We start from the raw sequence: 25,529 nt of genomic DNA on the forward strand, positions 1-25,529 counted from the left end.
CGGCCTGTGCGCCGCCTACTATCTTCTTTGATTAACGAACTTTGAGCGTGGCCAAGCCTAGCAGCACAAGTACCACGGTAATTATCCAGAACCGCACGATAACCCGCGGCTCTGGCCACCCTTTCAGCTCGTAGTGGTGATGTAGCGGTGCCATGCGGAAGATGCGGCGTCCAGTTAGTTTGTAGGAGCCTACCTGGAGGATCACCGAGACGGTTTCCAGTACAAAAATACCGCCCATGATAAAGAGCACGATCTCTTGACGGACAATGACCGCGACTACCCCTAACGCAGCCCCAAGGGCAAGGGCACCTACGTCGCCCATAAATACCTGGGCGGGATAGGTGTTAAACCATAAAAAGCCAAGACCTGCACCCGCGATGGTGGCACAAAATACTGCCAACTCGCCGGTGCCGTGGATAAAAGGGATATGTAGGTAGTTGGCAAACACCGCATTACCGCTGGCATAAGCAAATACAGAGAGCCCCATCGCCACCAGCACAGTGGGCATAATCGCCAAGCCATCCAAACCGTCGGTAAGGTTGACGGCGTTGGAGCTGCCAACAATAACGAAATAGCTCAGTACGATGTAGAAAACGCCCAGCGGCAGAGCGACATCTTTAAACATCGGAATTAGCAAGCTGGTTTCCGCAGGCGTGGTCGCCGTGGCATAAAGCACTACTGCGGCACCAATACCAACCACCGACTGCCAGAAATACTTCCAACGGGCAGGCAGGCCGCGCGGGTTCTTTTCAACCACTTTACGATAATCGTCGACCCACCCGATGGCGCCAAAGCCCAGCGTCACCAGCAGCACGATCCAGACGTAATAGTTGGTCAGGTCACCCCACAGCAAGGTGCTGATCGCAATCGCCAGCAGGATCATGGCGCCGCCCATGGTCGGCGTACCTGCTTTGGAAAGATGCGACTGTGGGCCGTCGTCGCGAACGGCCTGGCCAATCTGCCCTTCGACCAGGCGACGTATCACCCAGGGCCCCAGCCAAAGGCACAGCATCAGCGCGGTGAGCGCGGCGAGAATGACGCGCAGCGTCAAATAATTGAACACCTGAAACGCAGTTTGGAATTGAGCTAAAAAATTCGCCAAGTGAAGTAACATGAACGGCGTTTACCTTGTTTCATCCGCACGCAGCGCAGCAATGACCGTTTCCATGCCTGCACTACGCGACCCTTTCACCAGCAGAGTGGTGTTAGGCGGAAGAGTATTAATAACATGACGCACAAGCGTCTCGTGATCGTCAAAGTGTTGCCCGCGACCAAAGGCACTTGAGGCCGCGCGCGCCGCCTCGCCAAACGTTAATAGCGTATCGATGCCTAACGACGCGGCGTAGCGGCCAATCTCTGCATGTAAAGCTTGGGACTCACTGCCCAACTCACCCATTGCCCCGAGTGCACACCAGCGTGGCGCAGGGAAGCTAGCGAGCGCGTCCAAGGCAGCTTTAACCGCCCCTGGATTTGCATTGTAAGTGTCATCCAACAACGTTGCATTGCGTAACCCCGGCACTACGCTTAGCCGCCCCGAAAGCGAGGTTAAACAGCTTAATCCTGTCACGACGTGCTCTGGCGTTACTCCTAGCGCTAGCGCTGCTGCCGATGCGGCCAGGGCATTACTGACATTATGTTTGCCGATAAGCGGCAACTGCACTTCACCCATGATTTGGCCGTGCGCAACAAGCGTGAAAGCATACCGCCCCTGGGGGTCGCAGGAAAGTGCCCTCGCGTGAACGTCCGCATCGTCATGTAAGCCATAGCTTACAATTTGCCGAGGGGCAGCACAGGCTGCCCAAAAAGCGTAGTAGCGGTCATCCCTATTAATGACGGCAGTACCATGACCGCTAAGACCCGAGAAAATTTCACTCTTCGCCTGAGCAATTTGGCCCATGCCGCCAAACTCGCCCACATGAGCGCCAGTCACGTTAGTGATAATAGCGACCTGCGGTGCAGTGAGCTGGCTAGTCCAGGCGATCTCGCCTAAATGATTAGCGCCTAGCTCAATAACGCCCGCTTGATGTTCGCTCGATAAGCGCAGCAGGGTTAACGGCGCACCAATATCGTTATTCAAGTTGTCTGCTGTCGCCAGCACGCAACCTAGCGGTGCTAACAGCGCAGCAGTCATCTCTTTTACCGTGGTTTTACCGCTATTACCCGTCACCGCCACCAGCGGCAGGATAAAGCGCTGACGCCAAGCCCGCGCGACCAGCCCAAGTCCTAACCGCGTATCGGCGCACACCAACTGAGGTAGAGCGCTATCCACCTCACGCTCTACCAGGGCTGCTGCGGCCCCTTGCTCTTTGGCATGCTCTACAAACTCATGGCCATCAAAGCGCGGCCCTTTTAGCGCGATAAATAGACAGCCCGGCACAATTTTACGCGTGTCAGTCACTACCGCTGAAATGGGCAAGTTGGCGCTCTCAGCCGAGATATCGCAGCCAAGGGCGGCGGCTACTTCTACCAACGCCCACATTAGGGGGTTCCCCGTGTGGCAAGGGCGTGGAGCACCTGCTCGACATCTTGATAAGGGTGGCGAACTCCGTCTATCTCTTGATAGGTTTCATGACCTTTTCCTGCAACGAGAATCACATCGTCAGGAGCGGCTTGATGAACCGCGTAAAGAATGGCTTGTCGGCGGTCACCTCTATCATCTACTGGCACACTACCGGCAAAGCCTGCGTGGATTTGCTGACGAATCTGCTCGGCAGACTCACTGCGTGGGTTGTCATCGGTGACGACCACGTGATCAGCCAGTTGCTCTGCTACTTTCGCCATTTCAGCGCGCTTCCCTGTATCCCGCTCACCGCCGCAGCCAAACAGGCACCATAGCTTGCCTTGACTGCCCAAATGGGCACGCAAAGCACCCAACGCACTCTGCAGTGCATCTGGCGTGTGGGCATAATCTACCACCACGCTAGGGGCGTTATCACCACCGTAGCAGGCCATGCGCCCCGGCACAGGAGAAAGCACTGCTGCTGCTTCAAAGATCGCATCCAGCGGCTCACCTAATCCGTAAAGTACGGCCATGGCAAGTAGTACATTATCCAGGTTGAAACGCCCCACGAGCCCTAGCCGCAGGACTTTTTCGCCTTCTGGGGTGGCTATCAGCGCCTGCTGCCCAAGGGCATGGGGCTGCCAATCCAGAACGCGCAGCGTCACGGCTTCATCACTCCCAGTGGCCAATACACGTACGTTCTCGTCGCACCCTGCCAACATTAAACGCGCCAAGGGGTCATCACCATTAACGACCGCAAGGGCTAACTCTGTACGGCGAAATAGCTTGGCCTTTGCCGCAGCGTAGGCCGCCATGCTGCCGTGATAGTCCAGATGATCTCGGGTGAGGTTGGTAAAGACGCCCACATTCACATTCACAGCATCTAAGCGCTGCTGATCTAGTGCATGGGACGAGGCTTCAAGCGCGACGCGCTTTACACCTTGGCGAGCCAGCTCGCCAAGTGTCGCCTGCAGCGCCAGCGGGCCTGGCGTCGTTAAACCGCTTTCCAAAAGTTTACCCGGACGGCCGACGCCTAAGGTGCCAATCACGCCGGCAGCGGTACCCAACTGCTCACTTAGCTCCGCAATGTAGTGAGTCACAGAGCTCTTTCCGTTGGTGCCCGTGACCGCGATAATTTCCAGGCCGCTTGGTACATCAAATAGCGTGCGGCCTAGCTCACCTAGGCGTAGCGAAAGATGCGGCAGGAACAGCACCTGTCCTTCTAATCGCACGTCACTCTCTTTGGTGTGGGCCAGTACTAACGAGGCATCGCTCGCTAATGCCTGCTCGATATACTCTCGCCCATCACGCTGGCTACCGGGGACGGCGACAAACACATCACCTTCCGTCAGCTTGCGAGAATCAGTGATCAAGTTGAGCTGCTGAGGAAGGTCAGGTAAGGCTGGCAAACTGGCGCTTGGCCATACGTGGTGCAACGCTTTCCGTAACTGTTCTGGGCATATGGTCATGCCATCTCCTTAAACACTATTCGACCTCGTAGTCAGGCGGCACATCCAGTAGCCGCAACGCATTACCGGTGACACTAGAGAACACCGGCGCTGCTACCGCTCCACCATAAAATTCGCCTGCTTTGGGATGGTCAATCATCACCACCGTCACGATACGCGGGTCCGAAATGGGCGCAATACCCGCAAAGACGCTGCGATAGGCATCATTGGCGTAGCCTTGCTGGCCCGTTTTACGCACGGTGCCGGTTTTTCCGCCAACGCGATACCCTTCTACACGGGCACGTCGCCCACCTGTATAGGCGCCAACCGAGGTTTCTAATATTTCTAGTAAGTCGTTGGCAACACTCGGCTCAATGGCCGGGATACCTTGGGGCGGCTCTGACAACCTTAACAGCGAAGGGGGTAAGCGTTCACCATTATTAGCCAACGCAGTATAAGCACTGGCTAGCTGAACGGCTGTTACCGATAAACCATACCCATAAGAGAGGGCTGCTCGCTCACTTCTAGACCACCGAATCCGAGCCGGTAGATTGCCCGTAGACTCGCCTGGAAAGCCTGTTCCGGGGCTTTGCCCCAGACCGAGCTGATTATACTTCTCCCAAATAGCCGTATCGCTTAGCTGCAGAGCCAAGCGAGACATCCCAATGTTAGAAGATTTTTCAAGAATACCCGCGAGATCCAGTTCACCGTAGTTACGGAAGTCTCGGATCGTAAATTGATCAAGCCTCATCCATCCAGGCGATGTATCTACCACAGCATCGCGGCCAACAATACCGCTTTCAAGCACCGCTGCCATGGCTAACGGCTTCATGACCGAACCAGGCTCGAATACATCCACCAGCGCTTGATTACGCAAACCACGAGGATCTAAGCCCGCTCGGTTATTGGGGTTGTAAGACGGCAGATTGGCCATTGCCAGGACTTCACCTGTACGGGCATCCATCATGACCAAAACACCACCATCTGCTTGATGTTCAGCCACTGCAGCGCGCAATTCGCGATATGCCATGTACTGGATACGCTGATCAATCGCCAGGGTCAGCTCTCCGCCTGGCTGCGCTTCACGAATCACGCCCAGCTCTCGCACCAGCCGACCGCGCCGGTCTTTGATGACACGACGCTGCCCCGGGTGACCCGCTAGATAGGGCTGATAAGCGAGCTCTAAGCCCTCCTGACCGACGTCGTCTACGTTGGTGACGCCGAGTATTTGGGCCGCCACCTCTCCAGCCGGGTAGTAGCGCTTGTATTCACGCTGTGGATAGACACCCGGCGTGCGCAGATCGAGGATGCGCTGCGCAGCGTCTGGGGTCATCTGTCGGCGCAAATACATGAATTCGCGGCTACTGTAGCGCGCCACCCGGGACTCGAAGTCATCCAGTGACATCCCCAGCGCCTGCGCCAGCATGACACGCTGGATGGCGTCTGTAGGTAACTCTTGAGGGTTCGCCCAAAGCGTCACGACCGGCGTGGATATTGCCAGTGGCTCGCCGTTACGGTCAGTGATCATTCCGCGGTGAGCAGGAATAGCTTCATGGCGCAGCGTGCGGGCATCACCCTGGCTCTGCAAAAATGGGCGATCAATCACCTGTAGCAGTGTAATTCGCCCAATCAAAATGGCAGAGGCGAGACCAACTGCTAACAAAATAAAGAAAAAGCGTCCACCAGCAAGCGGCGGCGCGATAGGATATTGGCGGGACTTCCCTCCCCGACCTTCACGCTTCATGGCCGAATCACCTCGACATCATTTACGTCAGGAATACGCATCTCTAGCCGTTCCGTGGCAATTTGTTCAATGCGGGCTGGCGTTGCCCAAGCCCCCTCTTCCAACAGCAGTTGGCCCCACTCGGTCTGGAGCTGGTTTTCTTCCTGCTCTAACCGCTGAAGCTCAGCAAACTGTACCCGCGTCATATGGGTGGTGGTCACTACTGCTAAGCCAGTCAATAAACAGGCAAAAAACAGCACAATCATGGTGATGGGCCACAGGCGAAGGCGCAGTTTAAACGGCCACTCCGCCCTCAGCGTGGAAACCCAATGCACTAGCCGTTCAATGCTCATTGTTAGCCTCGCTTACGGGCCGCCCGCATAACGGCACTACGCGCGCGGGGGTTAGCATCCACTTCCTCGTCGCTCGGGCGACTGCCTTTGCCCAATGCTTCAAGGCGACGATTCAACTGATCATCACGAATGGGCACACCCCGTGGCAAGTGGGTGTCACCGCGCACATGATGGCGGATAAACCGCTTCACACGGCGATCTTCCAAGGAGTGAAAGCTGATGACCACTAGATGACCGCCCGGCGCTAGCGCTTCAAGCGCTGCCTCTAAGGCGGCATCTAGCTGGTCAAGTTCCCCATTAAGATAAATACGCAGCCCCTGAAACGCTTTGGTCGCCGGGTGCCGACCTTTTTCCCATGCTGGGTGGGCGGCTTTCAGCACCTCCGCCAAATCCACCGTGTGGGTAAAAGGCTTCTCCACGCGTCGTTTCACCACGGCGTTAGCTAGGCGCTTGGCGTAGCGCTCCTCACCGTAGGTTTTAAAGACGTTGGCAATATCGGCTTCACTGGCTCGCGCCAAAAACTCGGCGGCACTTTCCCCTTGCGTGGGGTCCATGCGCATATCTAACGGGCCGTTGCGCATAAAGCTAAAACCGCGCTCAGGATCATCAAGCTGCGGGGATGAGACGCCCACATCCAGCAAAACACCAGAGAGTTTGCCGTAGACCCCCTGCTCTTTGGCAAATTCAGCCAAGTGAGCAAATTCACGCTGAGTAATGTGGAAACGGGAGTCTTCTATCTCAGCAGCGGCGGCAATGGCCTGCGGGTCGCGATCCATGGCCAATAAGCGACCCTGCTCGCTTAAACGCGAAAGAATTAACCGGGAGTGACCGCCACGGCCAAAGGTACCATCTAGGTAGATACCTTCAGAATCATGGACCAGTGCATCTACCGCTCCTTCCAATAAAACGCTGGTATGACGAAAACGGGTGACCTGATCAGCGTCAGCAGAAGGCATGTTACTCTCACACATAATTTGGGAAGGCGTGCTTGGCACGCCTTTCATGGAAATGGGGAGTCGGCCGATAAGCCGGGTTCTGTCGTGGACAGTCATTCCTCTAGGCGCTGCGTCACCGCAGCGCTCAAGCAACCTACCCGGACCCAGCGCGGGCCACGCCGTTGGGTCCCTATTTGGTCTTGCTCCGAGTGGGGTTTACCATGCCACGCACTGTTGCCAGGCGCGCGGTGCGCTCTTACCGCACCCTTTCACCCTTACCGGCCCCGAAAGGCTTAGGCGGTCTACTCTCTGCTGCACTTTCCGTCGGCTTACGCCGCCCAGGCGTTACCTGGCACTCTGCCCTATGGAGCCCGGACTTTCCTCCCCTAGCGGCCTTTGCGAGCACACTAGCGGCGACTGTCTGGCCAACTCCGGCGGCAAGCATACCAGCGCCCTGCGTTCGCCTCAATGCTGACCTTTCATTGCCTGCAATCGGGCGTACCACCCCTGCTTACGCCCGCCTAGCATTTTGGCAGCAATCGAGGCCCCCTGCTTGACACCCACGCCCTCTGCCAGCAGAGCGGCTAACAGCTCATTGGCATTTATCGACTGTTCATCCCCCTGCACCGCCGGAGGGGCACCAGAAATAATTACTACAAACTCACCCCGGCTCTGGTTAGGATCTTCAGCGAGCTGATCACGAAGCACTGCCGGCGATCCCTGAAGAAATGTTTCAAAGGTTTTGGTCAACTCTCGTGCCAGCACCACCGTGCGCTCAGGCATTTGCTCACATAGCGCCTCAAGCGTATGCACAATGCGGTGGGGCGACTCGTAAAATACCAACGTTTCTTCACGGCTCTGCCACTTCTCCAACGCTTGGCGGCGAGCGCTGGGTTTAGCGGGCAGAAAGCCCCCAAACGTAAAGCGGTCGGTGGGCAGCCCCGCTCCAGAAAGCGCGGTGACCAGCGCACACGCCCCAGGCAGCGGAACAATGGGCCGCCCTCTAGCGCGCAGCTCACGCACTAGCACAAACCCAGGGTCACAAATCAGTGGCGTACCGGCGTCACTGATCAGCGCGATACTCTCGCCAGCCGCTAAGTAGCCATCCAGCGTATCCACCCGCTGGGCTTCGTTGTGCTCGTGTAGCGATATCATCGGCGTATTCACCCCTAAGTGGGCAAGCAGCCGCGCGCTATGTCGCGTATCTTCCGCCGCAATACGCGATACATCGGCTAATACCCGAGCAGCACGCGGCGTTAAGTCGTCCAAATTCCCAATTGGCGTGGCAACCACGTACAATGTACCCGGATGTTGGTGTGTCATCGTGACTCCCGATTTGTTAATGGCTTGCCCTGACGGTGCGCTATGCTTATGGAAAACCACGCTAACCTGCTGATAGACCGCGACAGCGCAAATGGAAACTAAGGAAGGATACATGAAACAGTCACTTCGTGGCCTGTTGGCCACTGCCTTCATGGCACTTCTCATCACCGGGTGCGCCATGCAACCGCCGAGCGTGGTTGACCGAGTACCCGACCAGGATGCCGGCCGCTTGCTCAGTCAAGCCGAACAGCAAGCCCCAGAGCAGGCCGCTCGCACACGTCTGGAAGCCGCCAATATTTTGGCCCGCCAGGGCCAGCGTGAAAACGCCTTTGATACCGCCAGCAGCATTGATGAAACGCTGCTTAACGACGCCGATCGCGTGCGCTGGGCCATGCTATTTTCAGAGCTTGCTCGCGGGTTAAACGACCCACGCGCCGTGTTGCGCGCAACACAAGTCTTGGACGATGAGCTACCTATGCAGGCAAATCAGCAGCAAACCCTTGCTGAGCGCCAACAGTGGGCACAGCAAACGCTTGATCAGCAGCCGGGGCAAGTTCAAGTCACCTTACCTGAACTTGAGGGCACCGAAATTCGCCGTATTGTGGTTGCACTACCGGAATCTGGCCCGCTAAGCAGCGTTGCCAATACACTTGCCACCGCCATACGCCGCCATAACGAGATTAGTGCTGACGGCGTTCAGTTAAGTTTTATCGATGCTGCCCAGTACTCGCTCGACGAACTGTATAGCCGCGCTCAGCAAATGAATGCCCAGCTAATGATTGGCCCGCTCGATAAGGATCAGGTGTCTCAGCTTGAGCAGCGTGACAGCGTACCCCTGCCTACACTAGCGCTGAACTATGGCAGCGGTGCCAACAACCAAGCACAACGTCTACTGCAGTACGGCTTATCTGCAGAAGGTGAAGCCCGGCAGGCAGCGCGCCGTGCTTATCAGGATGGCCAGCGCCAAATGTCGGTGATGGTGCCGGATAATGACTGGGGCCGCCGAGTTGGTGAAGCCTTCTGGAACGAGTTTCAGCGCCTGGGTGGCGAGGTGACGAATGCAGTGCGCTACAATCCGAGCAGCCCAGTTTCCAACGCTGTGCAAACCGCGCTGAATGTTAGCGGCGAGCGCGCCCGCCTTGGCAACATTGACGCCCTCTTCCTACTAGCGCTTCCCGATTACGCACGCCAGGTGCCGCCCACGCTGGATTATTACTACGCTCCTGACCTGCCCATCTACGCCACCTCGCACCTACATGAAGGCCGGCTGCAAACGCGCTTGGATCAGGATCTGAACGATGTGATGTTCATGGACATTCCCTGGCAAATTCCAGATGCTGCAGTAGGCGGAGAAGAGGTACTACCTTTTTACCCTACCTACCAGCAGTTGCGCGATGAGGCAGATGCCTCGATGTTCCGCTTGATGGCTATGGGTGTTGATGCTTATGAACTTGCTAAACGGATGTCGGACCTGTCCAGCCTAAACGGTTTAAACGGCAGCACTGGGACGTTATCGCTATCAAATGATGGCCGCATCCACCGCGAACTGCCCTGGGCCAAGTTTCAAAATGGCACACCGTCACCCATTTTAATTCCTGGCCTACTGGGTAATGAGCAATAATCCCCAAACTGCCCGTTATCGAGGTGCAGCCATTGAGCGGTTAGCCGCTCAATGGCTGCAGCAGCACGGCCTTCGCCTGGTCACCAACAATCACCATGTAAAAGGCGGAGAGCTTGATCTTGTGATGTATGACCAGGATATTTTGGTCTTTGTCGAGGTCAAACATCGCGCCACAACGCGCCATGGGCACCCCTTGGAAATGGTGAACGCGCAGAAGCGGCGTCGTTTAATTCGTGCGGCATCGCTCTATATTGCGCGACATAACCTCTCTTGCCCCTGCCGCTTTGATATCCTAGCCATTACAGGCACACCGCCCACTCTCGAGTTTCATTGGGAGCAAGCGGCTTTTGACGCTTATTAATACTCTTAACTAGGAAGCCCTGATGGACTTTCAATCCCGTATACTCAGCCATTTCAATGCCAGCATTGATACCAAAACCTATGCCAGCGAAGTACTGCCTCCTTTTATTGAAGTCGCCAGCCAAATGATGGTGCAGTGTCTGGTTAATGAAGGGAAAATTCTTGCGTGTGGTAACGGCGGCAGCGCCGGTGACAGTCAGCATTTTTCTTCTGAGTTACTGAACCGTTTTGAGCGTGAGCGCCCTAGCCTGCCTGCTTTAGCACTAACTACCGACACCTCGACCCTGACATCTATTGCTAATGACTATAGCTATAATGAGGTGTTCTCCAAGCAAATTCGCGCACTGGGCCAGCCAGGCGACGTACTGCTGGCTATTTCAACTAGCGGCAACTCCGCTAACGTTGTACAAGCGATCCAAGCGGCTCACGACCGCGACATGACCGTAGTAGCACTAACCGGGCGTGACGGCGGTAATATGGCCTCTTTACTGGGGCAAGACGACTGCGAGATCCGTGTTCCCGCCACCTCTACCGCACGCATCCAAGAAGTTCATTTACTCGTTATTCACTGCCTTTGTGATTTAATTGACGAACAGCTGTTTGGTGGCGCTGAGTAATAGCGCACGCCTTGCGAATAATTACTGATCAAGGAGTCATCCTCATGGCCCTGCACTTTTCATCCAAAACACTATTGGCTGCCACGCTCTGCGGCGTGATAGCACTAAGCGGTTGCGCCAACAATAGCGCCTCAAACCCCTCTAACTACGGCCAGCGTAGCAATGACGTAGAAGCTGTCGACGCCACGATTGAACGCGAAGTAGAGCGCGCGCTAGCTCGTGCCGATGCCCGCCTAGGCGATGCACGCATTCGCGCCCACAGCTATAACGGAACGCTGCTGCTAGTTGGACAGGTACCAAGCGAAGAGCTGAAAAACATGGCGGGTAACGTTGCATCGAACTTACGCGGCGTGGACAAAGTTCATAATGAGCTTACCGTCGCCGCCAACCTGCCCGCCACCCAGCGGCTAACAGATACGTGGCTGACCACCAATGTCATAAGCTACCTGGCAACGAATGACCGCATTGACTCTTCCAAACTGAAGGTCACCACGGAAAACGCCAGTGTCTATTTAATGGGCATGGTGACTCGGGAAGAGGCAGACCGCATTGTGAATGCAGCCTCCTCCGTAGGTGGCGTGCAACGCATTGTTAAGGTTTTTGACTACCTTGACTAACACCTAGATGCTAGAAAACAGCCTCGCCAAATAGTTGGCGAGGCTGTTTTGTATTTGGCTACCGAGACTGCTATCTGACTGATTACTTCACAACGCGCAGCGTCGGTTTTTTCTTGGGCTTGTCATCGCCAGACGCCTTATCAGACGACTGGCTGGACGCTTGCTCAGAGGCTGGCTCAGTGAGCGTCAGCTCAGGCTTTGCCGATTCTGTGTCAGTGCCTGCTTCTCCAGCTTCATCATCCTGCTCTTCAAACCCAGCAGCATCAAGCTCAGGCTCGTGACCGAACACCATACCCGCACCATTCTCACGGGCGTAGATAGCGATAAGCGCAGGCGTTGGGATCATCACCTGCATAGGCTGGCCACCAAATCGAGCATTAAAACCAATCGCCTGATTTTCCATAAACAGGTCACGCACCGCCGTCGGCGCTACATTGAGCACAATTTGCCCATTCTGAACAAATTGCCTTGGTACTTCCACCCCAGGCTGCGTGGCGTCAACCACGAGGTAGGGCGTTAATTCATTGTCTAACAGCCACTCATAGAGGGCTCGGGCGAGATAGGGACGGCTCGATTTCATAAGACTCCCTCCTCCTAACAAATATGGCCTCTTGCCCACAGAGCTAAGAGGCCGAATGAACTCAAGCGCGCATCTCTTTTTCACGCTCATTCAAAGATTCTTTAAACGCTTCGCGCTCAAATACCCGCGACATGTAACCTAACAGCGGCTTCACTTGCTTCTCGGGCAACTCAATATTCAGCTCAGGTAAACGCCACAGGATCGGTGCCAAACAGCAATCTACCAGCGTAAACTCTTCACTCATGAAGTAAGGCATATCTTCAAAGATGGGCGAAATGCCAATGAGACTTTCACGCAGCTCTTTACGTGCCTTATCGGCCTCTTTCTTACCACCGGTGCGAATCTGCTCTAACATCGGGCACCATTCGCGCTCAATGCGATGCATCCACAGACGGCTTTGAGCACGCGCTACAGGATAGACCGGCAGCAAGGGCGGATGAGGAAAACGCTCATCCAGATATTCCATCATTACCTTGGATTCATAAAGCACCAAGTCACGATCCAGCAGCGTCGGAACGCTGTTGTACGGATTGAGGTCTGCTAACTCTTCAGGCGGCTGCTCCTCAGCGACATCGACGATGTCGACCGCTACTCCTTTTTCAGCCAGAACAATGCGCACTCGATGACTGAAATGATCATCACTACCCGAGTAAAAGATCATTGACGACCGCTTGGCCACAACACCCATGAAAGCATCCTCGCATCAAAACAATTCTCGATAATAACATGCCAGCACCCTCTTATGGGAAGGTAGCCAACGATACATAATCACGCCGCAAACAAAAGGCGCACGGCTTTCGCCGTGCGCCTGAACCGCCTATCCTACTTTACTGATTAGTGGACGTCTCGCCAGTACTCACGCTTGAGTAGGTAAGCAATCACACCAAAAATAAAGATAAAGATAAGTACTTTAGGTGCCAGGGCTTGCGCCTGCAGCTTGGAAGGCTCACCCACGTAGGCCAGGAAGTTGGTCAGGTCATATACCGCTTCCTCGAACTCGGCTGGCTCCATCGCCCCTGGCTGAGTCACTTGCAGCACATCACAAGACTGATACTTACCTGATAGCGGGTCGGGAGACTGTCCCGCCACCGGCTGATCGGTTTCGGCACACACCAACTCCTGAACGCCTTGGAGAGGCTCCAGCACGTTAGGCATCGCCACCAAATCGAACACGGTGTTATTCACACCAGTGGGACGACTCGGGTCTTTGTAAAAGCCCAACAGGTAGGAGTAGATCCAGTCAGTGCCACGTAGGCGCGCTTCCAGCGTCAGGTCGGGCGGCGGAGCGCCAAACCAAGACTCTGCATCGCCACGATCCATCGCAATGTGCATCTGGTCGTTGAACGCTAAGTCTGAGGAGAAGATTAAGTTCTCTTCTACCAGATCCTGGGGGATACCCAGATCATCAGCCGCGCGCGCAAAGCGCTGGTGCTCAAGCGAGTGACAGCCCATGCAGTAATTAACATAGAGCTTCATGCCATTTTGCAGAGACGCCTGATCCTGTAGGTCAGGCTCCATGCTGTGAGGCACACTTGCGCCACCAGCCGCCATCGCGGTTACCGGCACGATTGCGAAGAGCAGTGCTAATAGTTGCTTTTTCATTAGCCAGTCACCCTTTCCGGAACGGGTTTAGTCTTCTCCAGCTTGGTGTAGAGCGGCATCAGCAGGAAGAAGGCGAAGTAAATGGCTGTACACACTTGCGCCAAGATGGTGCGACCTGTTGTGGACGGCAGCACACCTAGAATACCAAGAATTACAAAGCTGATGCAGAACAGCAGCAGCATAACTTTGGACATCCAGCCTTTGTAACGCATAGAGCGCACAGGGCTACGGTCAAGCCACGGTAGCACGAACAGCACAGCAATCGCCGCGCCCATGCAGACAACACCCAGGAACTTAGCGTCAAGACCAAACAGCGAGAAGGTAATCGCACGCAGAATGGCGTAGAACGGCGTGAAGTACCAAACCGGTGCAATGTGGTCAGGCGTTTTCAGCGGGTTAGCCGGTTCAAAGTTCGGCCGCTCGATGAAGTAGCCCCCCCCTTCCGGGAAGTAGAACACCACGACACTGAAGACAAACAAGAACACCGCAATACCCACCAAGTCCTTCACGGTGTAGTACGGGTGGAAAGCGATGCCGTCGAGCGGCTTACCGGTCTCGTCTTTCTTCTGCTTGATTTCGATACCATCAGGGTTGTTAGAACCCACTTCATGCAGAGCAATGATGTGAAGCACGACTAATGCCAAAATCACGATGGGCAACGCAACGACGTGAAGCGCAAAGAAACGGTTCAACGTGATGCCTGAAATTAGGAAATCACCGCGCACCCACTGCGCTAGATCAGGGCCAATACCCGGGATGGCCGAGAACAGCGAGATAATGACCTGCGCCCCCCAGTAAGACATCTGACCCCATGGAAGCAGATAGCCCATGAAGGCTTCGGCCATCAGCAGAAGATAGATGGCCATACCAAAAATCCACACCAGCTCACGTGGCGCTTTGTAGGAACCATAAAGCAACCCGCGGAACATATGCAGATAGATGACCACGAAGAAGGCGGATGCCCCCGTCGTATGCATGTAGCGAATCAACCAGCCCCACTCGACATCACGCATGATGTACTCGACGGAGGCAAACGCACCTTCGGCAGAGGGATTGAAACTCATGGTCAACCAAACGCCGGTCAGGATTTGGTTGACCAGCACCAGTAGTGCCAGCACACCAAAAATGTAGAAGAAGTTAAAGTTCTTCGGCGCGTAGTACTTGGTCAAGTGGTCCTGCATCATTTGAGTGGCAGGGAAACGATCATCCACCCAACGCATGATGCCACTCTCGGCCTTCGCCTTATTTGGATTAGCCATTAGGCACTCTCCTCATCTTCGCCGATCACGATGATGTCATCGCTTTCAAAGCGGTAGGGCGGCACTTCAAGGTTCGTCGGCGCAGGAACGTTGCTAAAGACGCGACCGGCCAAGTCAAAACGAGAGCCGTGGCATGGGCAGAAGAAACCACCCGGCCAGTTATCGACACCCACCCCTTCCGCATCCGGCTCGGGCCGATACAAGGGAGAACAGCCCAAATGGGTACAGATGCCGATCAAGACACCAATCTCAGGCTTGATCGAGCGCAGACCACCCTGGATATAGGCAGGCTGCTGTGGCACTTCGGACTCTGGATCCGCCAAGCTGTCAGCCCCTAGCGCTTCGGTCCGTTCGATCATCTCAGGCGTACGATTAATGATCCAAATCGGGCGACCACGCCACTCGACGGTCATACGCTGACCTGGCTCAAGCTTGGAAATATCCGCTTGAACCGGCGCGCCTGCCGCTCTTGCCTTGGCACTAGGCTGCCAAGATGCCACAAAGGGGACCGCAACCCCGACAGCGCCCACCGCCCCCACAACGGAGGTGGCGCCTACGAGGAAACGGCGCCGGCCTTTGTTTACGCCGTTATCTGCCATTTCTGGTTTCTCCCATCAGCTTACCCGTTCCGTCGCAAAGGCGTCTTGCGACGACGAATATCAAATACAGTCTATGTTAAAAAAACAAAGCGCTCTGCACAAGAACAACCGCCCCGGACCATGGTGGTACGAGCGTTATAATTTTTTGATATTCCAATAAAAAACGCCCAGGTCTTTGACCTGGGCGTTTTTGCCACATAGCGTAAAATTAACGCTTGGAGAACTGCGGACGACGACGTGCTTTACGCAGACCGACTTTCTTACGCTCAACCTGACGAGCATCGCGGGTAACGTAACCAGCGGCACGCAGCGTAGGACGCAGGTCTTCGTTGTAATTCATCAGGGCACGCGTGATGCCGTGACGAATAGCGCCAGCCTGTGAAGAGCCGCCGCCGCCTTCAACGGTAACGTAGACGTCGAACTGGTTTAGGGTTTCAGTCAACTCTAACGGCTGACGAACAACCATGCGACCGGTAACACGACCGAAGTACTGGTCAAGCTCACGGTTGTTGACGGTAATTTTGCCGGAACCCGGCTTCAGGAACACACGAGCGGTGGAAGTCTTGCGGCGCCCGGTACCGTAATACTGCTGTGTCATGGCGAAGATTTCCTCAGATGTTCAGTTCAAGCGGCTGCTGGGCAGCATGCGGATGCTCGGCACCGGCGTACACTTTTAACTTGGAGTACATGGCGCGACCCAACGGACCTTTCGGCAGCATGCCTTTAACGGCAGACTCGATGATACGCTCGGGAGCGTGGTCGAGCATTTTGTCGAATGTCATGGAGCGCAGACCGCCCGGGTAACCTGTGTGGCGGTAGTAGGTTTTAGCCTTCGCCTTGTTACCGGTTACTTGGACTTTCTCTGCATTGATCACGACGATGTAGTCGCCGGTATCAACGTGAGGGGTAAATTCGGGCTTATGCTTACCACGCAGGCGGCGAGCAATCTCGGTTGCCAGACGACCGAGCGTTTTGTCCGTAGCGTCGACAATGTACCAGTCGCGCTGGACGGACTGCGGCTTAGCACTGAACGTCTTCATGGATGAAATCACCAGATTAAGTGTGTTGGGTGACTCACACCGCCAAGCGGTGAAGCACCATCCCTATTTTTTTTGGTTGCTGATTTTAGCCAGCAACGTGTAGCGAGGCGGCATTCTACAGTAAGCATGTGCCCAAGTTAAGTGCCGTAGCTATTTTTTTGATGCATGCGCAGGCACTAGGGTTTATGAGCCAGCGCCAAGTACTCGCGAGACTGCATCTCCTGGAGCCGCGACAGAGTACGCTGAAACTCAAATGTGAGCTTACCGTCGTTATACAGCGACTCCACCGGCACTTCAGCGGACATCAACAGCTTTACGCCACGGTCATAAAACTCATCCACCATGTTGATAAAGCGCCGCGCCTGATCATCCGTTTTACCATCCATTCGCGGGACGTTGGCTACCAACACTGTGTGAAACTCCCGAGCAAGCTCGATATAGTCATTTTGGCTACGAGGGCCATCGCACAGCTCGGCAAACTCAAACCACACCACATCATCATGCAAGCGGCGAGTTTTCAGCACTCGGTGATTCACCTCCAGCGGCGCCCCCTCCTCACCCGGCTGTCCGGCAATCTCTCTGAAGCTGCGTGCCAATTCCTGCTCGGCAGCATCATCTAAAGGCGCATGGAAAATTTCTGCACGCTCAAGAGCACGCAAGCGGTAGTCGACCCCTGAATCAACGTTGACCACCTCACAGTGACGGTTCAGCAACTCAATAGCAGGCACAAATCGTGCACGCTGCAAGCCGTCTTTATAGAGGTCATTGGGTACAATATTCGACGTCGCCACCAGCACAACACCACGCTCAAACAGTGCTTCCAGCAAATTGGCCAGAATCATCGCGTCGGTAATGTCTTTAACAAAAAACTCATCAAAGCAGATTACCCTCGCCTCTGCCGCAAATTTACCGGCGATGAGCGTAAGAGGATTTTTCTCGCCCTTATAGCGAGTCAGCTCGTTGTGCACCCGCTGCATAAAGCGGTGGAAATGCGTGCGCATCTTCTCGGGAAACGGCAGTGCTTCATAAAAGGTATCGACTAAGTAAGTTTTTCCACGCCCCACGCCACCCCAAAAATAGAGCCCTTTCACCTGCGGCACTGGGGGTTTGGCCGGTTCATTTTTCTTACCCAGCAAGCCTGCCATTTTGGCCTTGATGCCTTTACTGGCGACTATCGCTTTGGGCACCGTGGTCGGCGCTGACACCAACTCATCATAGAGGCGCTGCAGATGCTTCACTGCTTGTTCTTGGGCAGAGTCATATTGGAAATCGCTACGCTTGAGGTCTTCTTGATAACGCTCAAGCGGCGTTGGCCGACGCGTTTGATCAGACGCCTGACGTGCAGATACTGATGCCATTAATGTGCTCCCGCAACGCATTGTCCAAGCTGTATCCTCGACGTGCCACCGCCCGCCAGATAAAGCTTGCTCAATAAAATGGGGCTAATTATACGCCGCTTAAACGCTAAGCGCATGAGCGGATTGACCCAACCGACTTAGACGCGCCTATAATGGGGCTGTTTTTAAAAGCCACGCCCTGTGTTCAGTGGCGCGCATTACTTAGGGAGAAGACTGTGGAAGCAAGCTCGCCATTCACTTTTGCAATCATTGGATTAATCGTCGGCTTTATCATCGGCTTAGTGTGCTATCGACTTTTCAGCAAAGGTGCGCGGGATGCCGCTTCACTCAAGCAGACACTGCTTGAACGTGAACACCAAATCGCTGAACTAAAGAAGGGCATGAGCAGCCACTTAACGAGCATTCAGCAGCGCTTAGAAAACATTCGCCACGAAGCTGATCAGCTTGAGCAACAGGTAGAGAACGAAGCAACTCAGTGGAAACTATCCAGCGTTAAGCCGTCATCCAGCACCACCACAAGCGACACTGAAAACGACAGCAACGTGGCAATGCCTAGAGACTACGCAGCGGGCAAAAACGGTACGCTGTCAGAAGATTTTGGCTTAAAAGAGAGCCACCAACCTACTGAAGGTACAGCAGCACAACCTCCCCGCTACTAAGGCAAACGCCGCCATTACTGCCGCGTATCGCCAGCAGGGCACCCGATCAATGAGCGACAGGTGCCCTGCGCCCTTGAGTTAGGCAGGATTATCAATATCCACAAAACGATGCTCCACACCGAACTCACTGCCTAGCCACTCACCAAGCGCTTGGACCCCATAACGCTCAGTGGCGTGGTGGCCCGCCGCAATATAGTGAATCCCCATTTCACGCGCCAAATGCGTGGTACGCTCAGATATTTCTCCAGACACAAACACCTGCGCCCCTGCTTCGTAGGCAGTGGTGATCATATCCTGCGCTCCGCCCGTACACCATGCGATTCGCTCTATAGACTGCTCAGCAAACGGCGCTTCCACAACAAGAGGAGACCGCTGAAGCGTGGTGCTTATTTGCTCAGCAAGCTCACCAATACTTTGGGGCGCAACCAAACGCCCCGACCAGAGCAACCCTTCCCCCAGCTCCCCATCCAAACAGCCTTCTACTTTCCAACCGAGCCGCTTAGCTAACTGAGCATTGTTGCCTATCTCCGCATGGGCATCTAATGGCAAATGATAGGCAAGAAGGCTTATATCATTGGCGAGCAACGTTTTAATGCGGCGCTGTTTCATTCCTGTAATAGGCACTGGCTCGTTTTTCCAAAAATAACCGTGATGCACCAACACCATGTCAGCCTGCCATGCTACCGCCTCATCTAACAGCGCCTGGCACGCCGTCACTCCTGACATCACTCGCTTGACGGTATCACGCCCTTCAACTTGCAACCCATTAACCGTAAAGTCCTTAAATTGCTCGGCTCGCAGCTGATGGTCACAAGCGGCGACAAGTTGATCGCGATGATTCACACTCACTCCTTAACAGTTTAAACAGCCACCGTGAGGCACAGCGGCATTCAGTGTTACCATAACGCCATTGTAAAACTCGCTCCGCATTATCGCGAACCTCGCGACTATTTAGACTGCCACCCGCTGAGGAATCCTCGCATGCACCGTTCTGTGCTGCCCTATTTATGGCCCATTACCACGGGGCTCTTGCTAGCTGCCGTGCTACTGCTCGCGTTCCCAGAGCAGTTGCCAAACCCGTTTCGACAGACTCCGCCCGCAGCGGTGGAAACACCCCCGGCACTGGTACCCACTACCAGCAACGAGCAGAGCACTAACCGACCTACGCCCGACATTCGCCAAGCAGAACCTCTTGCCCGCAACCAGGGCCCGGCTAGCTACTCCGATGCAGTTAACCAAGCAGCGCCTGCGGTGGTGAACATCTATTCATCCCGGATTGTAGAGCGCGACCAGCACCCACTGATGTCAGACCCCTTCTTCCGGCAGTTCTTCAGCGGCGACGATGCCACAACCCATCAACGGATGCTCTCCAGCTTGGGATCTGGCGTCATTGTCAGCAAGGATGGCTATGTACTGACTAACCATCATGTGATTAATGGCGCGGATCAAATCCAGGTTGCCCTGCGCGATGGGCGTGAAACGCTGGCCGAAGTGATTGGTACAGACCCAGAAAGCGACTTAGCAGTGCTGCGCATTGATCTTGAAAATCTACCGGTGATTGAGCTTGCCGACTCAGAACAGGTCGCCGTCGGCGATGTGGCACTGGCAATTGGCAACCCCTTCGGCGTTGGCCAAACCGTCACTATGGGCATTATTAGCGCCACAGGGCGCAGCCATTTAGGGCTTAATGCATATGAGGATTTTATTCAGACCGATGCGGCCATTAACCCCGGCAACTCAGGCGGCGCACTCGTTAATCCTGATGGCGCTCTAGTGGGAATTAATACGGCAATTTTCTCACGTTCAGGCGGCTCTCAAGGTATCGGCTTCGCAATTCCCGCCAACCTTGCCCACAGCATACTCAATGAGCTGGTGACTCGCGGTCGCGTAATTCGCGGCTGGCTGGGCATTGAGGCTCAGGCGCTTTCGCGAGAGCTCGCAGCCTCGTTTGGGCTACGCACCCCACAAGGCGTGATCGTAGCAGGCGTGGTAAGCGGCGGACCTGCCGCACAGGCAGGCTTACAACCGGGGGATGTACTGCTCTCTATTGATGGCCAGGTCATTTTAGATGCACGCGCTACTATGAGTGACATTGCATCTATTCCTCCCGGCACGTCACTGCCTCTGACGATTGTCCGCGGCGGTGAGCGCATGGAGATGACGCTGGAGGTAGGCGAGCGCCCGGTGCCGACCAACGCAACATCAGCCGACAGGCAGAGCGGCTCTTAAAGCCGCCCTGCTGCACTAAACACACTGCCCGTTAATCGCGAATCCGGTACTCGGCAGAGCGAGCATGGGCAGTGAGGTACTCCCCACGGGCCAACACCGAAGCGACTTTACCCAGCTCAGACGCCCCTTCAGGGGAACAGTGGATAATGGAAGAACGTTTCTGGAAGTCGTACACCCCGAGCGGTGATGAGAATCGCGCCGTGCCGGATGTCGGCAGCACATGGTTCGGCCCCGCGCAGTAATCCCCCAGCGCTTCCGACGTGTGGCGCCCCATAAAGATAGCGCCCGCATGGCGGATATCGTCTAGCCATGCCTCAGGCTCAGCAACCGACAATTCAAGATGCTCAGGAGCGATACGGTTAATCATCTCAACCGCTTCGGCCTGATCTGTACACAGAATCAGTGCGCCGCGACGGTTCAGGGATGCGCGGGCAATCTTTTCGCGCTCTAGCGTTGGCAGCAACCGCTCGATGGAAGCCGCCACGGCGTCCAAATGCGCGGCATCCCAGCTCACCAAAATCGCCTGGGCATCTTCGTCATGCTCCGCCTGAGAGAAGAGGTCCATGGCGATCCAATCCGGGTCGGTTTGCCCATCCGACACCACCATAATCTCGGAGGGCCCGGCAATCATATCGATGCCGACCTGGCCGAACACGGCCCGCTTGGCAGTGGCCACGTAGATGTTGCCGGGTCCCACAATTTTATCGACCCGAGGAACGCTTTGCGTACCGTAGGCAAGCGCGGCAACGGCCTGGGCGCCACCAATAGTGAAGACGTAGTCCACGCCCGCTAGGTGCGCCGCCGCCAATACCAGATCATTCAACACACCATCAGGGGTAGGTACCACCATGACGATTTCACGCACACCTGCCACGTGGGCAGGAATGGCATTCATCAGTACGGACGACGGATAAGCCGCCTTACCGCCTGGAACATAGATGCCTGCACGATCAAGCGGTGTCACTTTTTGGCCTAACACCGTGCCATCGGCTTCTTCATACTGCCAAGAGGTCGGTTTTTGCCGCTCGTGGTAGCGCTTAATACGCTCGGCAGCCATTGCCAGGGCATCACGCTGCTCGGCAGGCAAACCATCATACGCCTTCTTTAATTGCTCTGGCATTAGGCGCAATTGCGCCATCGATTCGACCGATAAACGGTCAAAGCGGTTGGTTGCCTCAATGACCGCCTGATCACCGCGTTGCTTAACGTCTGCCAAGATTTCCTCAACACGAGCCTGGACCGCTTTATCAGACACGCCCTCCCAATCCAACAGCGCATCGAGGCGCTGATGGAAAGCCGTTTCACTGGTCGAGAGGCGGGCAATAGTGGCTGTGGTTGTATCGCTCATGATGAACCTCGTGTCATTCGATAGGCTGCGTCTGACGCTTTTTTACGGCACTTTCCAGGCGCGCTAGCAGCGGCTTAATACGGTCGTGCTTCATGGTCATGGCCGCTTTGTTGACCACCAAACGCGTGCTGATATGGGCAATGAGCTCACGGGGTTCCATACCGTTAGCGCGAAGCGTATTGCCAGTGTCGACGATATCGACGATCTCATCGGCCAAGTTCATGAGCGGAGCCAGCTCCATCGCCCCGTAGAGCTTGATGACCTCTGCCTGGATCCCCTGCTCGGCGTAGTAGCGACGCGCTACGTTGACGAACTTGGTCGCCACGCGGCGGCGTGCTTTGGCAGGGGGCTGCCCGGTAACACCCGCAGTCATCAGCTTGCAGCGAGCAATCTCTAGATCTAGCGGCTCATAAAGGCCTTCCGCGCCATGCTCAAGCAGCACGTCTTTACCTGCAATGCCCACATCGGCGGCACCTAATTGTACGTAGGTGGGCACATCGGTGGCGCGGATGATCACCAGCTTGACGTCCGGCAAGTTAGTATCAAACAGCAGCTTGCGGCTTTTACTTAAGTCTTCAGCGGGCGTAATGCCCGCATCTGCCAGCAGAGGCAGCGTTTCATCCAAAATACGCCCTTTTGAAAGGGCTAAAATCAGTTGCTTACTCATGGTCTAAGGCCAGTGTTGTCCGCGTGGCTTAGCCGGGGATACGGCGAATTTTCGCCCCCAGCAGCTGTAATTTTTCCTCGATACACTCGTAGCCACGATCAATATGGTAGATGCGATCGACCAGGGTCTCTCCTTCGGCCATCATGGCCGCAATAACCAGAGATGCCGAAGCACGAAGGTCTGTTGCCATCACCGGGGCTCCAGAAAGCTTATCAACGCCCTTAATTAACGCGGCGTTACCCTCCAGTACGATATTCGCGCCCATCCGGTTAAGCTCTTGAACGTGCATAAAGCGGTTTTCGAAGATTGTCTCTACTACCCGTGAATGCCCGTCTGCAACGGCATTCATAGCGACGAACTGAGCCTGCATATCGGTGGGGAATGCGGGATAAGGCGCCGTTCGGATATTAACCGCCTTCGGGCGCTTGCCATGCATATCCAGCGAAATCCAATCTTCACCGCTGTCGACCTCCGCACCCGCCTCTTCCAACTTAGCGAGTACCGCTTCAAGAATATCGGCCCGGGTACGCTTCACTTTTACCCGCCCGCCGGTCATTGCCGCCGCGACCAGGAAGGTGCCCGTCTCGATACGGTCGGGCATGACATCGTGCTCGCAGCCGTGCAGCGAGGCAACGCCATCGATGATGATGGTGTCCGTGCCGTGACCATGAATCTTCGCGCCCATTTTGATCAAGCACTCGGCCAGATCCACCACCTCAGGCTCACGGGCGGCGTTTTCAAGAACCGTTCTGCCGTCGGCGAGCGTAGCCGCCATGAGCAGATTTTCTGTGCCTGTCACCGTCACGGTATCAAAAAAGATCGTTGCACCTTTTAAACGACCGTCGACACGGGCACGAATATAGCCCGCTTCAACGTGGATCTCCGCCCCCATGGCTTCCAGACCACGCAGGTGCAAATCCACCGGGCGTGAGCCAATGGCGCAACCACCAGGCAGTGAGACATCCGCCTTACCAAAGTGCGCCAGCAGCGGCCCCAGCACCAGAATAGAGGCGCGCATCTTTTTCACCAGCTCGTAAGGCGCATGGCATTGAGTGACCTGAGAGCCATCCAGTTGAATACTCAGTTTTTCACCCATCACAGGCTCAACGCCCATTCGTCCCAACAGCTCAAGCGTGGTGGTAATATCCTGCAAATGCGGCAGGTTACCGATAACCACTGGGCCATCTGCCAATAGGCTCGCGCATAGAATAGGCAGCGCGGCATTTTTCGCACCGCTTGCCCATACTTCGCCATCCACCGAGCCATTGCCCGTAATAATGAGTTTATCCATGGAGCGGCCGTTACTGAGCGTTTTCCGCCGCAGTTTGCCACTGCGTCGGAGTAAACGTTTTAATGCTGATAGCGTGCAGTGCACCCGAAGCGATTTCCTCGCTAAGCGCTGCGTATACAAGCTGTTGACGCTTCACTGGAGAAAGACCTTCAAAGGCTTCACCAACTGCAATCACCTGAAAATTGCAGCCTTCACCCTGGATGTGAAACTCACACCCATCGATGCGGGATTCAAGCAGTGCTTTTACCTCGTTGGGTTGCATGAGACAGGAAACTCCTTTGGGGTCGTTGAAATAGTAACCAATAGGCGAACATGATAAAGAAAAGCGACACGCTTGGCGATGCCGTGCAAGCCACCAATAAATAGAGCAGCCCGTGGGCTGCTCTAAAGATCGCTCAGTTCAAGCTGAAACGGATGAGGAAGTAAGCGCATCCAACTCCGCCAAAGAGGCCAGCCGCTTGAGCGGGGCCGACAAGACAATCGAACGAACCGTGATCTGCAGCGCTTGGCAAGCACGCAGCCATTCAAATAAGACACTAATAGCAACGCTGCTGGCCTTACTGACTTGCTCAAAGTCAAAGCAGACCTCTAAACACTTGGCACTGCGTAACCATTTCACACCTGCAGCGGCCACCTCAGTCGCTACATTCATTGTCAGGTCGCCAGCAACCATGAGCGCATCACCCTGAATCGTTAGGGACACCTCTGAACGAGACAACAGCGATGTCACGCGTCGCCTCCCTGCTCTAGCTCGTCCACACCTATTTCTGGCGCCCAACCACGGATGACCGCATCATAATCGCGGTTATTGTCACGCATGGCTTGGTCGAACTGATTACGGAAGGTCAAGCCCAGGTTAATGCCGTTGACAATTACGTTCACGACACGCCATTGGCCGTCAGAAAGACGCAGACTATAGCTCACCGGGTAGACTTGACCATTGCTCGCCACGACTTCCATATCGACGCTGGCTTGATCTTCGTGACGCTGGGCACGCTGTTGGCCCAACACACGCAGCTCGTCGTAGTCGAAGGTCACCAGACCACGCGTGTAGGTATCGATCAGCGTCTGGCGGAAGACATCCGCAAAACGGCTGCGCTGCTCTGGCGTGGCATTACGGAAATAGCTGCCCATGACGCTGGCACCGATATAACGGAAATCGGCAATGTCATCCAGGCTATCGTTGACCAGCGCCTTCAGCTCATCGAGATTGTTGGCATAGTAGTCTTCACGCCCTTCGATTTGCGCCATGAACCCTTCGATGTTGTCGCGAATCATCTCTTCTGGAGACTGTGTTTGTGCTTGGGCCAGCAGCGGTGCCAGCAACAGCATGGCAGCCAACGCGAGCCGCTGAACGAAAACAGGAAAAACCTTATGCATCATATCAACCTCTCAAATGA

28 protein-coding genes and 1 other RNA gene are annotated in these 25,529 nt (G+C 55.2%); 6 read left to right on the forward strand and 23 right to left on the reverse strand.

The genetic code is table 11. The features are described 5' to 3' along the window. Nucleotides 1–31: 31 nt before the first annotated feature. The 8 genes from mraY to rsmI form a co-directional block, all read right to left on the reverse strand. The gene (gene mraY, locus L1249_RS01010; protein WP_235252985.1) at nucleotides 32–1,114 is read right to left on the reverse strand and encodes a phospho-N-acetylmuramoyl-pentapeptide-transferase; all 1,083 of its coding nucleotides are present in this window, start codon (nucleotides 1,112–1,114) and stop codon (nucleotides 32–34) included. A gap of 9 nt (nucleotides 1,115–1,123) precedes the next feature. Next, on the reverse strand, nucleotides 1,124–2,479 hold the full coding sequence (locus tag L1249_RS01015; RefSeq protein WP_235252986.1) for a UDP-N-acetylmuramoyl-tripeptide--D-alanyl-D-alanine ligase: 1,356 nt from the start codon (nucleotides 2,477–2,479) through the stop codon (nucleotides 1,124–1,126). After that, the gene (locus tag L1249_RS01020) at nucleotides 2,479–3,969 is read right to left on the reverse strand and encodes a UDP-N-acetylmuramoyl-L-alanyl-D-glutamate--2,6-diaminopimelate ligase (RefSeq protein WP_235252987.1); all 1,491 of its coding nucleotides are present in this window, start codon (nucleotides 3,967–3,969) and stop codon (nucleotides 2,479–2,481) included. The genes L1249_RS01015 and L1249_RS01020 overlap by 1 nt, the downstream gene beginning before the upstream one ends. A 16-nt stretch (nucleotides 3,970–3,985) precedes the next feature. Continuing rightward, nucleotides 3,986–5,692, reverse strand: a complete 1,707-nt coding sequence (locus L1249_RS01025; RefSeq protein ID WP_062373406.1) for a peptidoglycan D,D-transpeptidase FtsI family protein — start codon at nucleotides 5,690–5,692, stop codon at nucleotides 3,986–3,988. Beyond that, entirely contained in the window at nucleotides 5,689–6,024 is a 336-nt protein-coding gene (gene ftsL, locus L1249_RS01030; RefSeq protein ID WP_235252988.1) for a cell division protein FtsL, read from the reverse strand. The genes L1249_RS01025 and ftsL overlap by 4 nt, the downstream gene beginning before the upstream one ends. Nucleotides 6,025–6,026: 2 nt before the next feature. Continuing rightward, complete coding sequence (gene rsmH, locus L1249_RS01035) at nucleotides 6,027–6,980, reverse strand: 16S rRNA (cytosine(1402)-N(4))-methyltransferase RsmH (RefSeq protein ID WP_054641060.1); 954 nt, start codon at nucleotides 6,978–6,980, stop codon at nucleotides 6,027–6,029. Between the two features lie 52 nt (nucleotides 6,981–7,032). Next, an RNA gene (gene rnpB, locus L1249_RS01040) (RNase P RNA component class A) lies at nucleotides 7,033–7,392 on the reverse strand. 32 nt (nucleotides 7,393–7,424) lie between these two features. Next, nucleotides 7,425–8,282 (reverse strand): 16S rRNA (cytidine(1402)-2'-O)-methyltransferase, encoded by an 858-nt coding sequence (rsmI, locus tag L1249_RS01045; RefSeq protein ID WP_054641052.1) that lies wholly within the window; start codon nucleotides 8,280–8,282, stop codon nucleotides 7,425–7,427. Nucleotides 8,283–8,394: 112 nt separating this feature from the next. Between rsmI and L1249_RS01050 the strand changes: the two genes are divergently transcribed. From L1249_RS01050 to L1249_RS01065, 4 genes are read left to right on the forward strand one after another with little or no spacing between them, the layout of a single operon-like run. Next, the gene (locus L1249_RS01050) at nucleotides 8,395–9,903 is read left to right on the forward strand and encodes a penicillin-binding protein activator (protein ID WP_044629179.1); all 1,509 of its coding nucleotides are present in this window, start codon (nucleotides 8,395–8,397) and stop codon (nucleotides 9,901–9,903) included. Beyond that, nucleotides 9,893–10,264: a YraN family protein gene (locus L1249_RS01055; RefSeq protein ID WP_044629178.1), complete on the forward strand. Its 372-nt coding sequence runs from the start codon at nucleotides 9,893–9,895 to the stop codon at nucleotides 10,262–10,264. The genes L1249_RS01050 and L1249_RS01055 overlap by 11 nt, the downstream gene beginning before the upstream one ends. A gap of 22 nt (nucleotides 10,265–10,286) precedes the next feature. Next, nucleotides 10,287–10,880, forward strand: a complete 594-nt coding sequence (locus tag L1249_RS01060) for a phosphoheptose isomerase (RefSeq protein WP_054641051.1) — start codon at nucleotides 10,287–10,289, stop codon at nucleotides 10,878–10,880. A 44-nt stretch (nucleotides 10,881–10,924) separates the two neighbouring features. Continuing rightward, a complete protein-coding gene (locus L1249_RS01065; RefSeq protein WP_044629176.1) occupies nucleotides 10,925–11,497 on the forward strand; it encodes a BON domain-containing protein in 573 nt (190 codons plus the stop codon). A gap of 82 nt (nucleotides 11,498–11,579) precedes the next feature. Here L1249_RS01065 and L1249_RS01070 read toward each other — a convergent pair whose 3' ends face one another. The 8 genes from L1249_RS01070 to zapE form a co-directional block, all read right to left on the reverse strand. Beyond that, nucleotides 11,580–12,077, reverse strand: a complete 498-nt coding sequence (locus L1249_RS01070; RefSeq protein ID WP_044629175.1) for a ClpXP protease specificity-enhancing factor — start codon at nucleotides 12,075–12,077, stop codon at nucleotides 11,580–11,582. Between the two features lie 61 nt (nucleotides 12,078–12,138). Beyond that, on the reverse strand, nucleotides 12,139–12,765 hold the full coding sequence (sspA, locus tag L1249_RS01075; protein WP_044629174.1) for a stringent starvation protein SspA: 627 nt from the start codon (nucleotides 12,763–12,765) through the stop codon (nucleotides 12,139–12,141). Between the two features lie 146 nt (nucleotides 12,766–12,911). After that, entirely contained in the window at nucleotides 12,912–13,679 is a 768-nt protein-coding gene (locus L1249_RS01080) for a cytochrome c1 (protein ID WP_044629969.1), read from the reverse strand. Beyond that, entirely contained in the window at nucleotides 13,679–14,938 is a 1,260-nt protein-coding gene (locus L1249_RS01085; protein ID WP_044629968.1) for a cytochrome b, read from the reverse strand. The genes L1249_RS01080 and L1249_RS01085 overlap by 1 nt, the downstream gene beginning before the upstream one ends. After that, nucleotides 14,938–15,537: a ubiquinol-cytochrome c reductase iron-sulfur subunit gene (petA, locus tag L1249_RS01090; RefSeq protein WP_054645140.1), complete on the reverse strand. Its 600-nt coding sequence runs from the start codon at nucleotides 15,535–15,537 to the stop codon at nucleotides 14,938–14,940. Before petA ends, L1249_RS01085 begins: the two co-directional genes overlap by 1 nt. Nucleotides 15,538–15,745: 208 nt before the next feature. Then, complete coding sequence (rpsI, locus tag L1249_RS01095; protein ID WP_044629966.1) at nucleotides 15,746–16,135, reverse strand: 30S ribosomal protein S9; 390 nt, start codon at nucleotides 16,133–16,135, stop codon at nucleotides 15,746–15,748. A 13-nt stretch (nucleotides 16,136–16,148) separates the two neighbouring features. After that, entirely contained in the window at nucleotides 16,149–16,577 is a 429-nt protein-coding gene (gene rplM / locus L1249_RS01100; RefSeq protein WP_044629965.1) for a 50S ribosomal protein L13, read from the reverse strand. A 176-nt stretch (nucleotides 16,578–16,753) separates the two neighbouring features. Further along, nucleotides 16,754–17,935, reverse strand: a complete 1,182-nt coding sequence (gene zapE, locus L1249_RS01105) for a cell division protein ZapE (protein WP_044629964.1) — start codon at nucleotides 17,933–17,935, stop codon at nucleotides 16,754–16,756. 215 nt (nucleotides 17,936–18,150) lie between these two features. On the opposite strand from zapE, the gene L1249_RS01110 reads away from it, so the two are divergent. Further along, complete coding sequence (locus tag L1249_RS01110) at nucleotides 18,151–18,594, forward strand: ZapG family protein (protein WP_054641297.1); 444 nt, start codon at nucleotides 18,151–18,153, stop codon at nucleotides 18,592–18,594. 78 nt (nucleotides 18,595–18,672) lie between these two features. Here the strand turns inward: L1249_RS01110 and L1249_RS01115 are convergent, their stop codons facing one another. Continuing rightward, a complete protein-coding gene (locus L1249_RS01115; protein WP_044629962.1) occupies nucleotides 18,673–19,437 on the reverse strand; it encodes a Nif3-like dinuclear metal center hexameric protein in 765 nt (254 codons plus the stop codon). A 138-nt stretch (nucleotides 19,438–19,575) separates the two neighbouring features. Here L1249_RS01115 and L1249_RS01120 point away from each other — a divergent pair, with 138 nt between their 5' ends. Then, on the forward strand, nucleotides 19,576–20,823 hold the full coding sequence (locus L1249_RS01120) for a Do family serine endopeptidase (RefSeq protein WP_235252989.1): 1,248 nt from the start codon (nucleotides 19,576–19,578) through the stop codon (nucleotides 20,821–20,823). Nucleotides 20,824–20,854: 31 nt separating this feature from the next. On the opposite strand, the gene hisD is transcribed toward L1249_RS01120, so the two are convergent. The 6 genes from hisD to L1249_RS01150 form a co-directional block, all read right to left on the reverse strand. Further along, entirely contained in the window at nucleotides 20,855–22,171 is a 1,317-nt protein-coding gene (hisD, locus tag L1249_RS01125; RefSeq protein WP_074210463.1) for a histidinol dehydrogenase, read from the reverse strand. 13 nt (nucleotides 22,172–22,184) lie between these two features. Then, a complete protein-coding gene (hisG, locus tag L1249_RS01130) occupies nucleotides 22,185–22,838 on the reverse strand; it encodes an ATP phosphoribosyltransferase (RefSeq protein WP_054641296.1) in 654 nt (217 codons plus the stop codon). 28 nt (nucleotides 22,839–22,866) lie between these two features. After that, entirely contained in the window at nucleotides 22,867–24,129 is a 1,263-nt protein-coding gene (gene murA, locus L1249_RS01135; RefSeq protein WP_062373387.1) for a UDP-N-acetylglucosamine 1-carboxyvinyltransferase, read from the reverse strand. A 10-nt stretch (nucleotides 24,130–24,139) separates the two neighbouring features. Next, complete coding sequence (locus L1249_RS01140; RefSeq protein WP_044629957.1) at nucleotides 24,140–24,391, reverse strand: BolA family protein; 252 nt, start codon at nucleotides 24,389–24,391, stop codon at nucleotides 24,140–24,142. A gap of 138 nt (nucleotides 24,392–24,529) precedes the next feature. Next, entirely contained in the window at nucleotides 24,530–24,859 is a 330-nt protein-coding gene (locus L1249_RS01145) for an STAS domain-containing protein (protein WP_044629956.1), read from the reverse strand. Further along, a complete protein-coding gene (locus L1249_RS01150) occupies nucleotides 24,856–25,512 on the reverse strand; it encodes an MlaC/ttg2D family ABC transporter substrate-binding protein (RefSeq protein ID WP_427774516.1) in 657 nt (218 codons plus the stop codon). Before L1249_RS01150 ends, L1249_RS01145 begins: the two co-directional genes overlap by 4 nt. Nucleotides 25,513–25,529 lie beyond the last annotated feature (17 nt).

This window comes from Halomonas sp. Cn5-12 (assembly GCF_021532545.1).
Classification (GTDB): domain Bacteria; phylum Pseudomonadota; class Gammaproteobacteria; order Pseudomonadales; family Halomonadaceae; genus Vreelandella; species Vreelandella aquamarina.

Excerpts from the sequence above, each read along its gene's own strand:
- mraY (WP_235252985.1), bottom strand. The coding sequence starts at position 1,114 with ATGTTACTTCACTTGGCGAATTTTTTAGCTCAATTCCAAACTGCGTTT.
- L1249_RS01015 (WP_235252986.1), bottom strand. The coding sequence starts at position 2,479 with ATGTGGGCGTTGGTAGAAGTAGCCGCCGCCCTTGGCTGCGATATCTCG.
- L1249_RS01020 (WP_235252987.1), bottom strand. The coding sequence starts at position 3,969 with ATGACCATATGCCCAGAACAGTTACGGAAAGCGTTGCACCACGTATGG.
- L1249_RS01025 (WP_062373406.1), bottom strand. The coding sequence starts at position 5,692 with ATGAAGCGTGAAGGTCGGGGAGGGAAGTCCCGCCAATATCCTATCGCG.
- ftsL (WP_235252988.1), bottom strand. The coding sequence starts at position 6,024 with ATGAGCATTGAACGGCTAGTGCATTGGGTTTCCACGCTGAGGGCGGAG.
- rsmH (WP_054641060.1), bottom strand. The coding sequence starts at position 6,980 with ATGCCTTCTGCTGACGCTGATCAGGTCACCCGTTTTCGTCATACCAGC.
- rsmI (WP_054641052.1), bottom strand. The coding sequence starts at position 8,282 with ATGACACACCAACATCCGGGTACATTGTACGTGGTTGCCACGCCAATT.
- L1249_RS01050 (WP_044629179.1), top strand. The coding sequence starts at position 8,395 with ATGAAACAGTCACTTCGTGGCCTGTTGGCCACTGCCTTCATGGCACTT.
- L1249_RS01055 (WP_044629178.1), top strand. The coding sequence starts at position 9,893 with ATGAGCAATAATCCCCAAACTGCCCGTTATCGAGGTGCAGCCATTGAG.
- L1249_RS01060 (WP_054641051.1), top strand. The coding sequence starts at position 10,287 with ATGGACTTTCAATCCCGTATACTCAGCCATTTCAATGCCAGCATTGAT.
- L1249_RS01065 (WP_044629176.1), top strand. The coding sequence starts at position 10,925 with ATGGCCCTGCACTTTTCATCCAAAACACTATTGGCTGCCACGCTCTGC.
- L1249_RS01070 (WP_044629175.1), bottom strand. The coding sequence starts at position 12,077 with ATGAAATCGAGCCGTCCCTATCTCGCCCGAGCCCTCTATGAGTGGCTG.
- sspA (WP_044629174.1), bottom strand. The coding sequence starts at position 12,765 with ATGGGTGTTGTGGCCAAGCGGTCGTCAATGATCTTTTACTCGGGTAGT.
- L1249_RS01080 (WP_044629969.1), bottom strand. The coding sequence starts at position 13,679 with ATGAAAAAGCAACTATTAGCACTGCTCTTCGCAATCGTGCCGGTAACC.
- L1249_RS01085 (WP_044629968.1), bottom strand. The coding sequence starts at position 14,938 with ATGGCTAATCCAAATAAGGCGAAGGCCGAGAGTGGCATCATGCGTTGG.
- petA (WP_054645140.1), bottom strand. The coding sequence starts at position 15,537 with ATGGCAGATAACGGCGTAAACAAAGGCCGGCGCCGTTTCCTCGTAGGC.
- rpsI (WP_044629966.1), bottom strand. The coding sequence starts at position 16,135 with ATGACACAGCAGTATTACGGTACCGGGCGCCGCAAGACTTCCACCGCT.
- rplM (WP_044629965.1), bottom strand. The coding sequence starts at position 16,577 with ATGAAGACGTTCAGTGCTAAGCCGCAGTCCGTCCAGCGCGACTGGTAC.
- zapE (WP_044629964.1), bottom strand. The coding sequence starts at position 17,935 with ATGGCATCAGTATCTGCACGTCAGGCGTCTGATCAAACGCGTCGGCCA.
- L1249_RS01120 (WP_235252989.1), top strand. The coding sequence starts at position 19,576 with ATGCACCGTTCTGTGCTGCCCTATTTATGGCCCATTACCACGGGGCTC.
- hisD (WP_074210463.1), bottom strand. The coding sequence starts at position 22,171 with ATGAGCGATACAACCACAGCCACTATTGCCCGCCTCTCGACCAGTGAA.
- hisG (WP_054641296.1), bottom strand. The coding sequence starts at position 22,838 with ATGAGTAAGCAACTGATTTTAGCCCTTTCAAAAGGGCGTATTTTGGAT.
- murA (WP_062373387.1), bottom strand. The coding sequence starts at position 24,129 with ATGGATAAACTCATTATTACGGGCAATGGCTCGGTGGATGGCGAAGTA.
- L1249_RS01140 (WP_044629957.1), bottom strand. The coding sequence starts at position 24,391 with ATGCAACCCAACGAGGTAAAAGCACTGCTTGAATCCCGCATCGATGGG.
- L1249_RS01150 (WP_427774516.1), bottom strand. The coding sequence starts at position 25,512 with ATGATGCATAAGGTTTTTCCTGTTTTCGTTCAGCGGCTCGCGTTGGCT.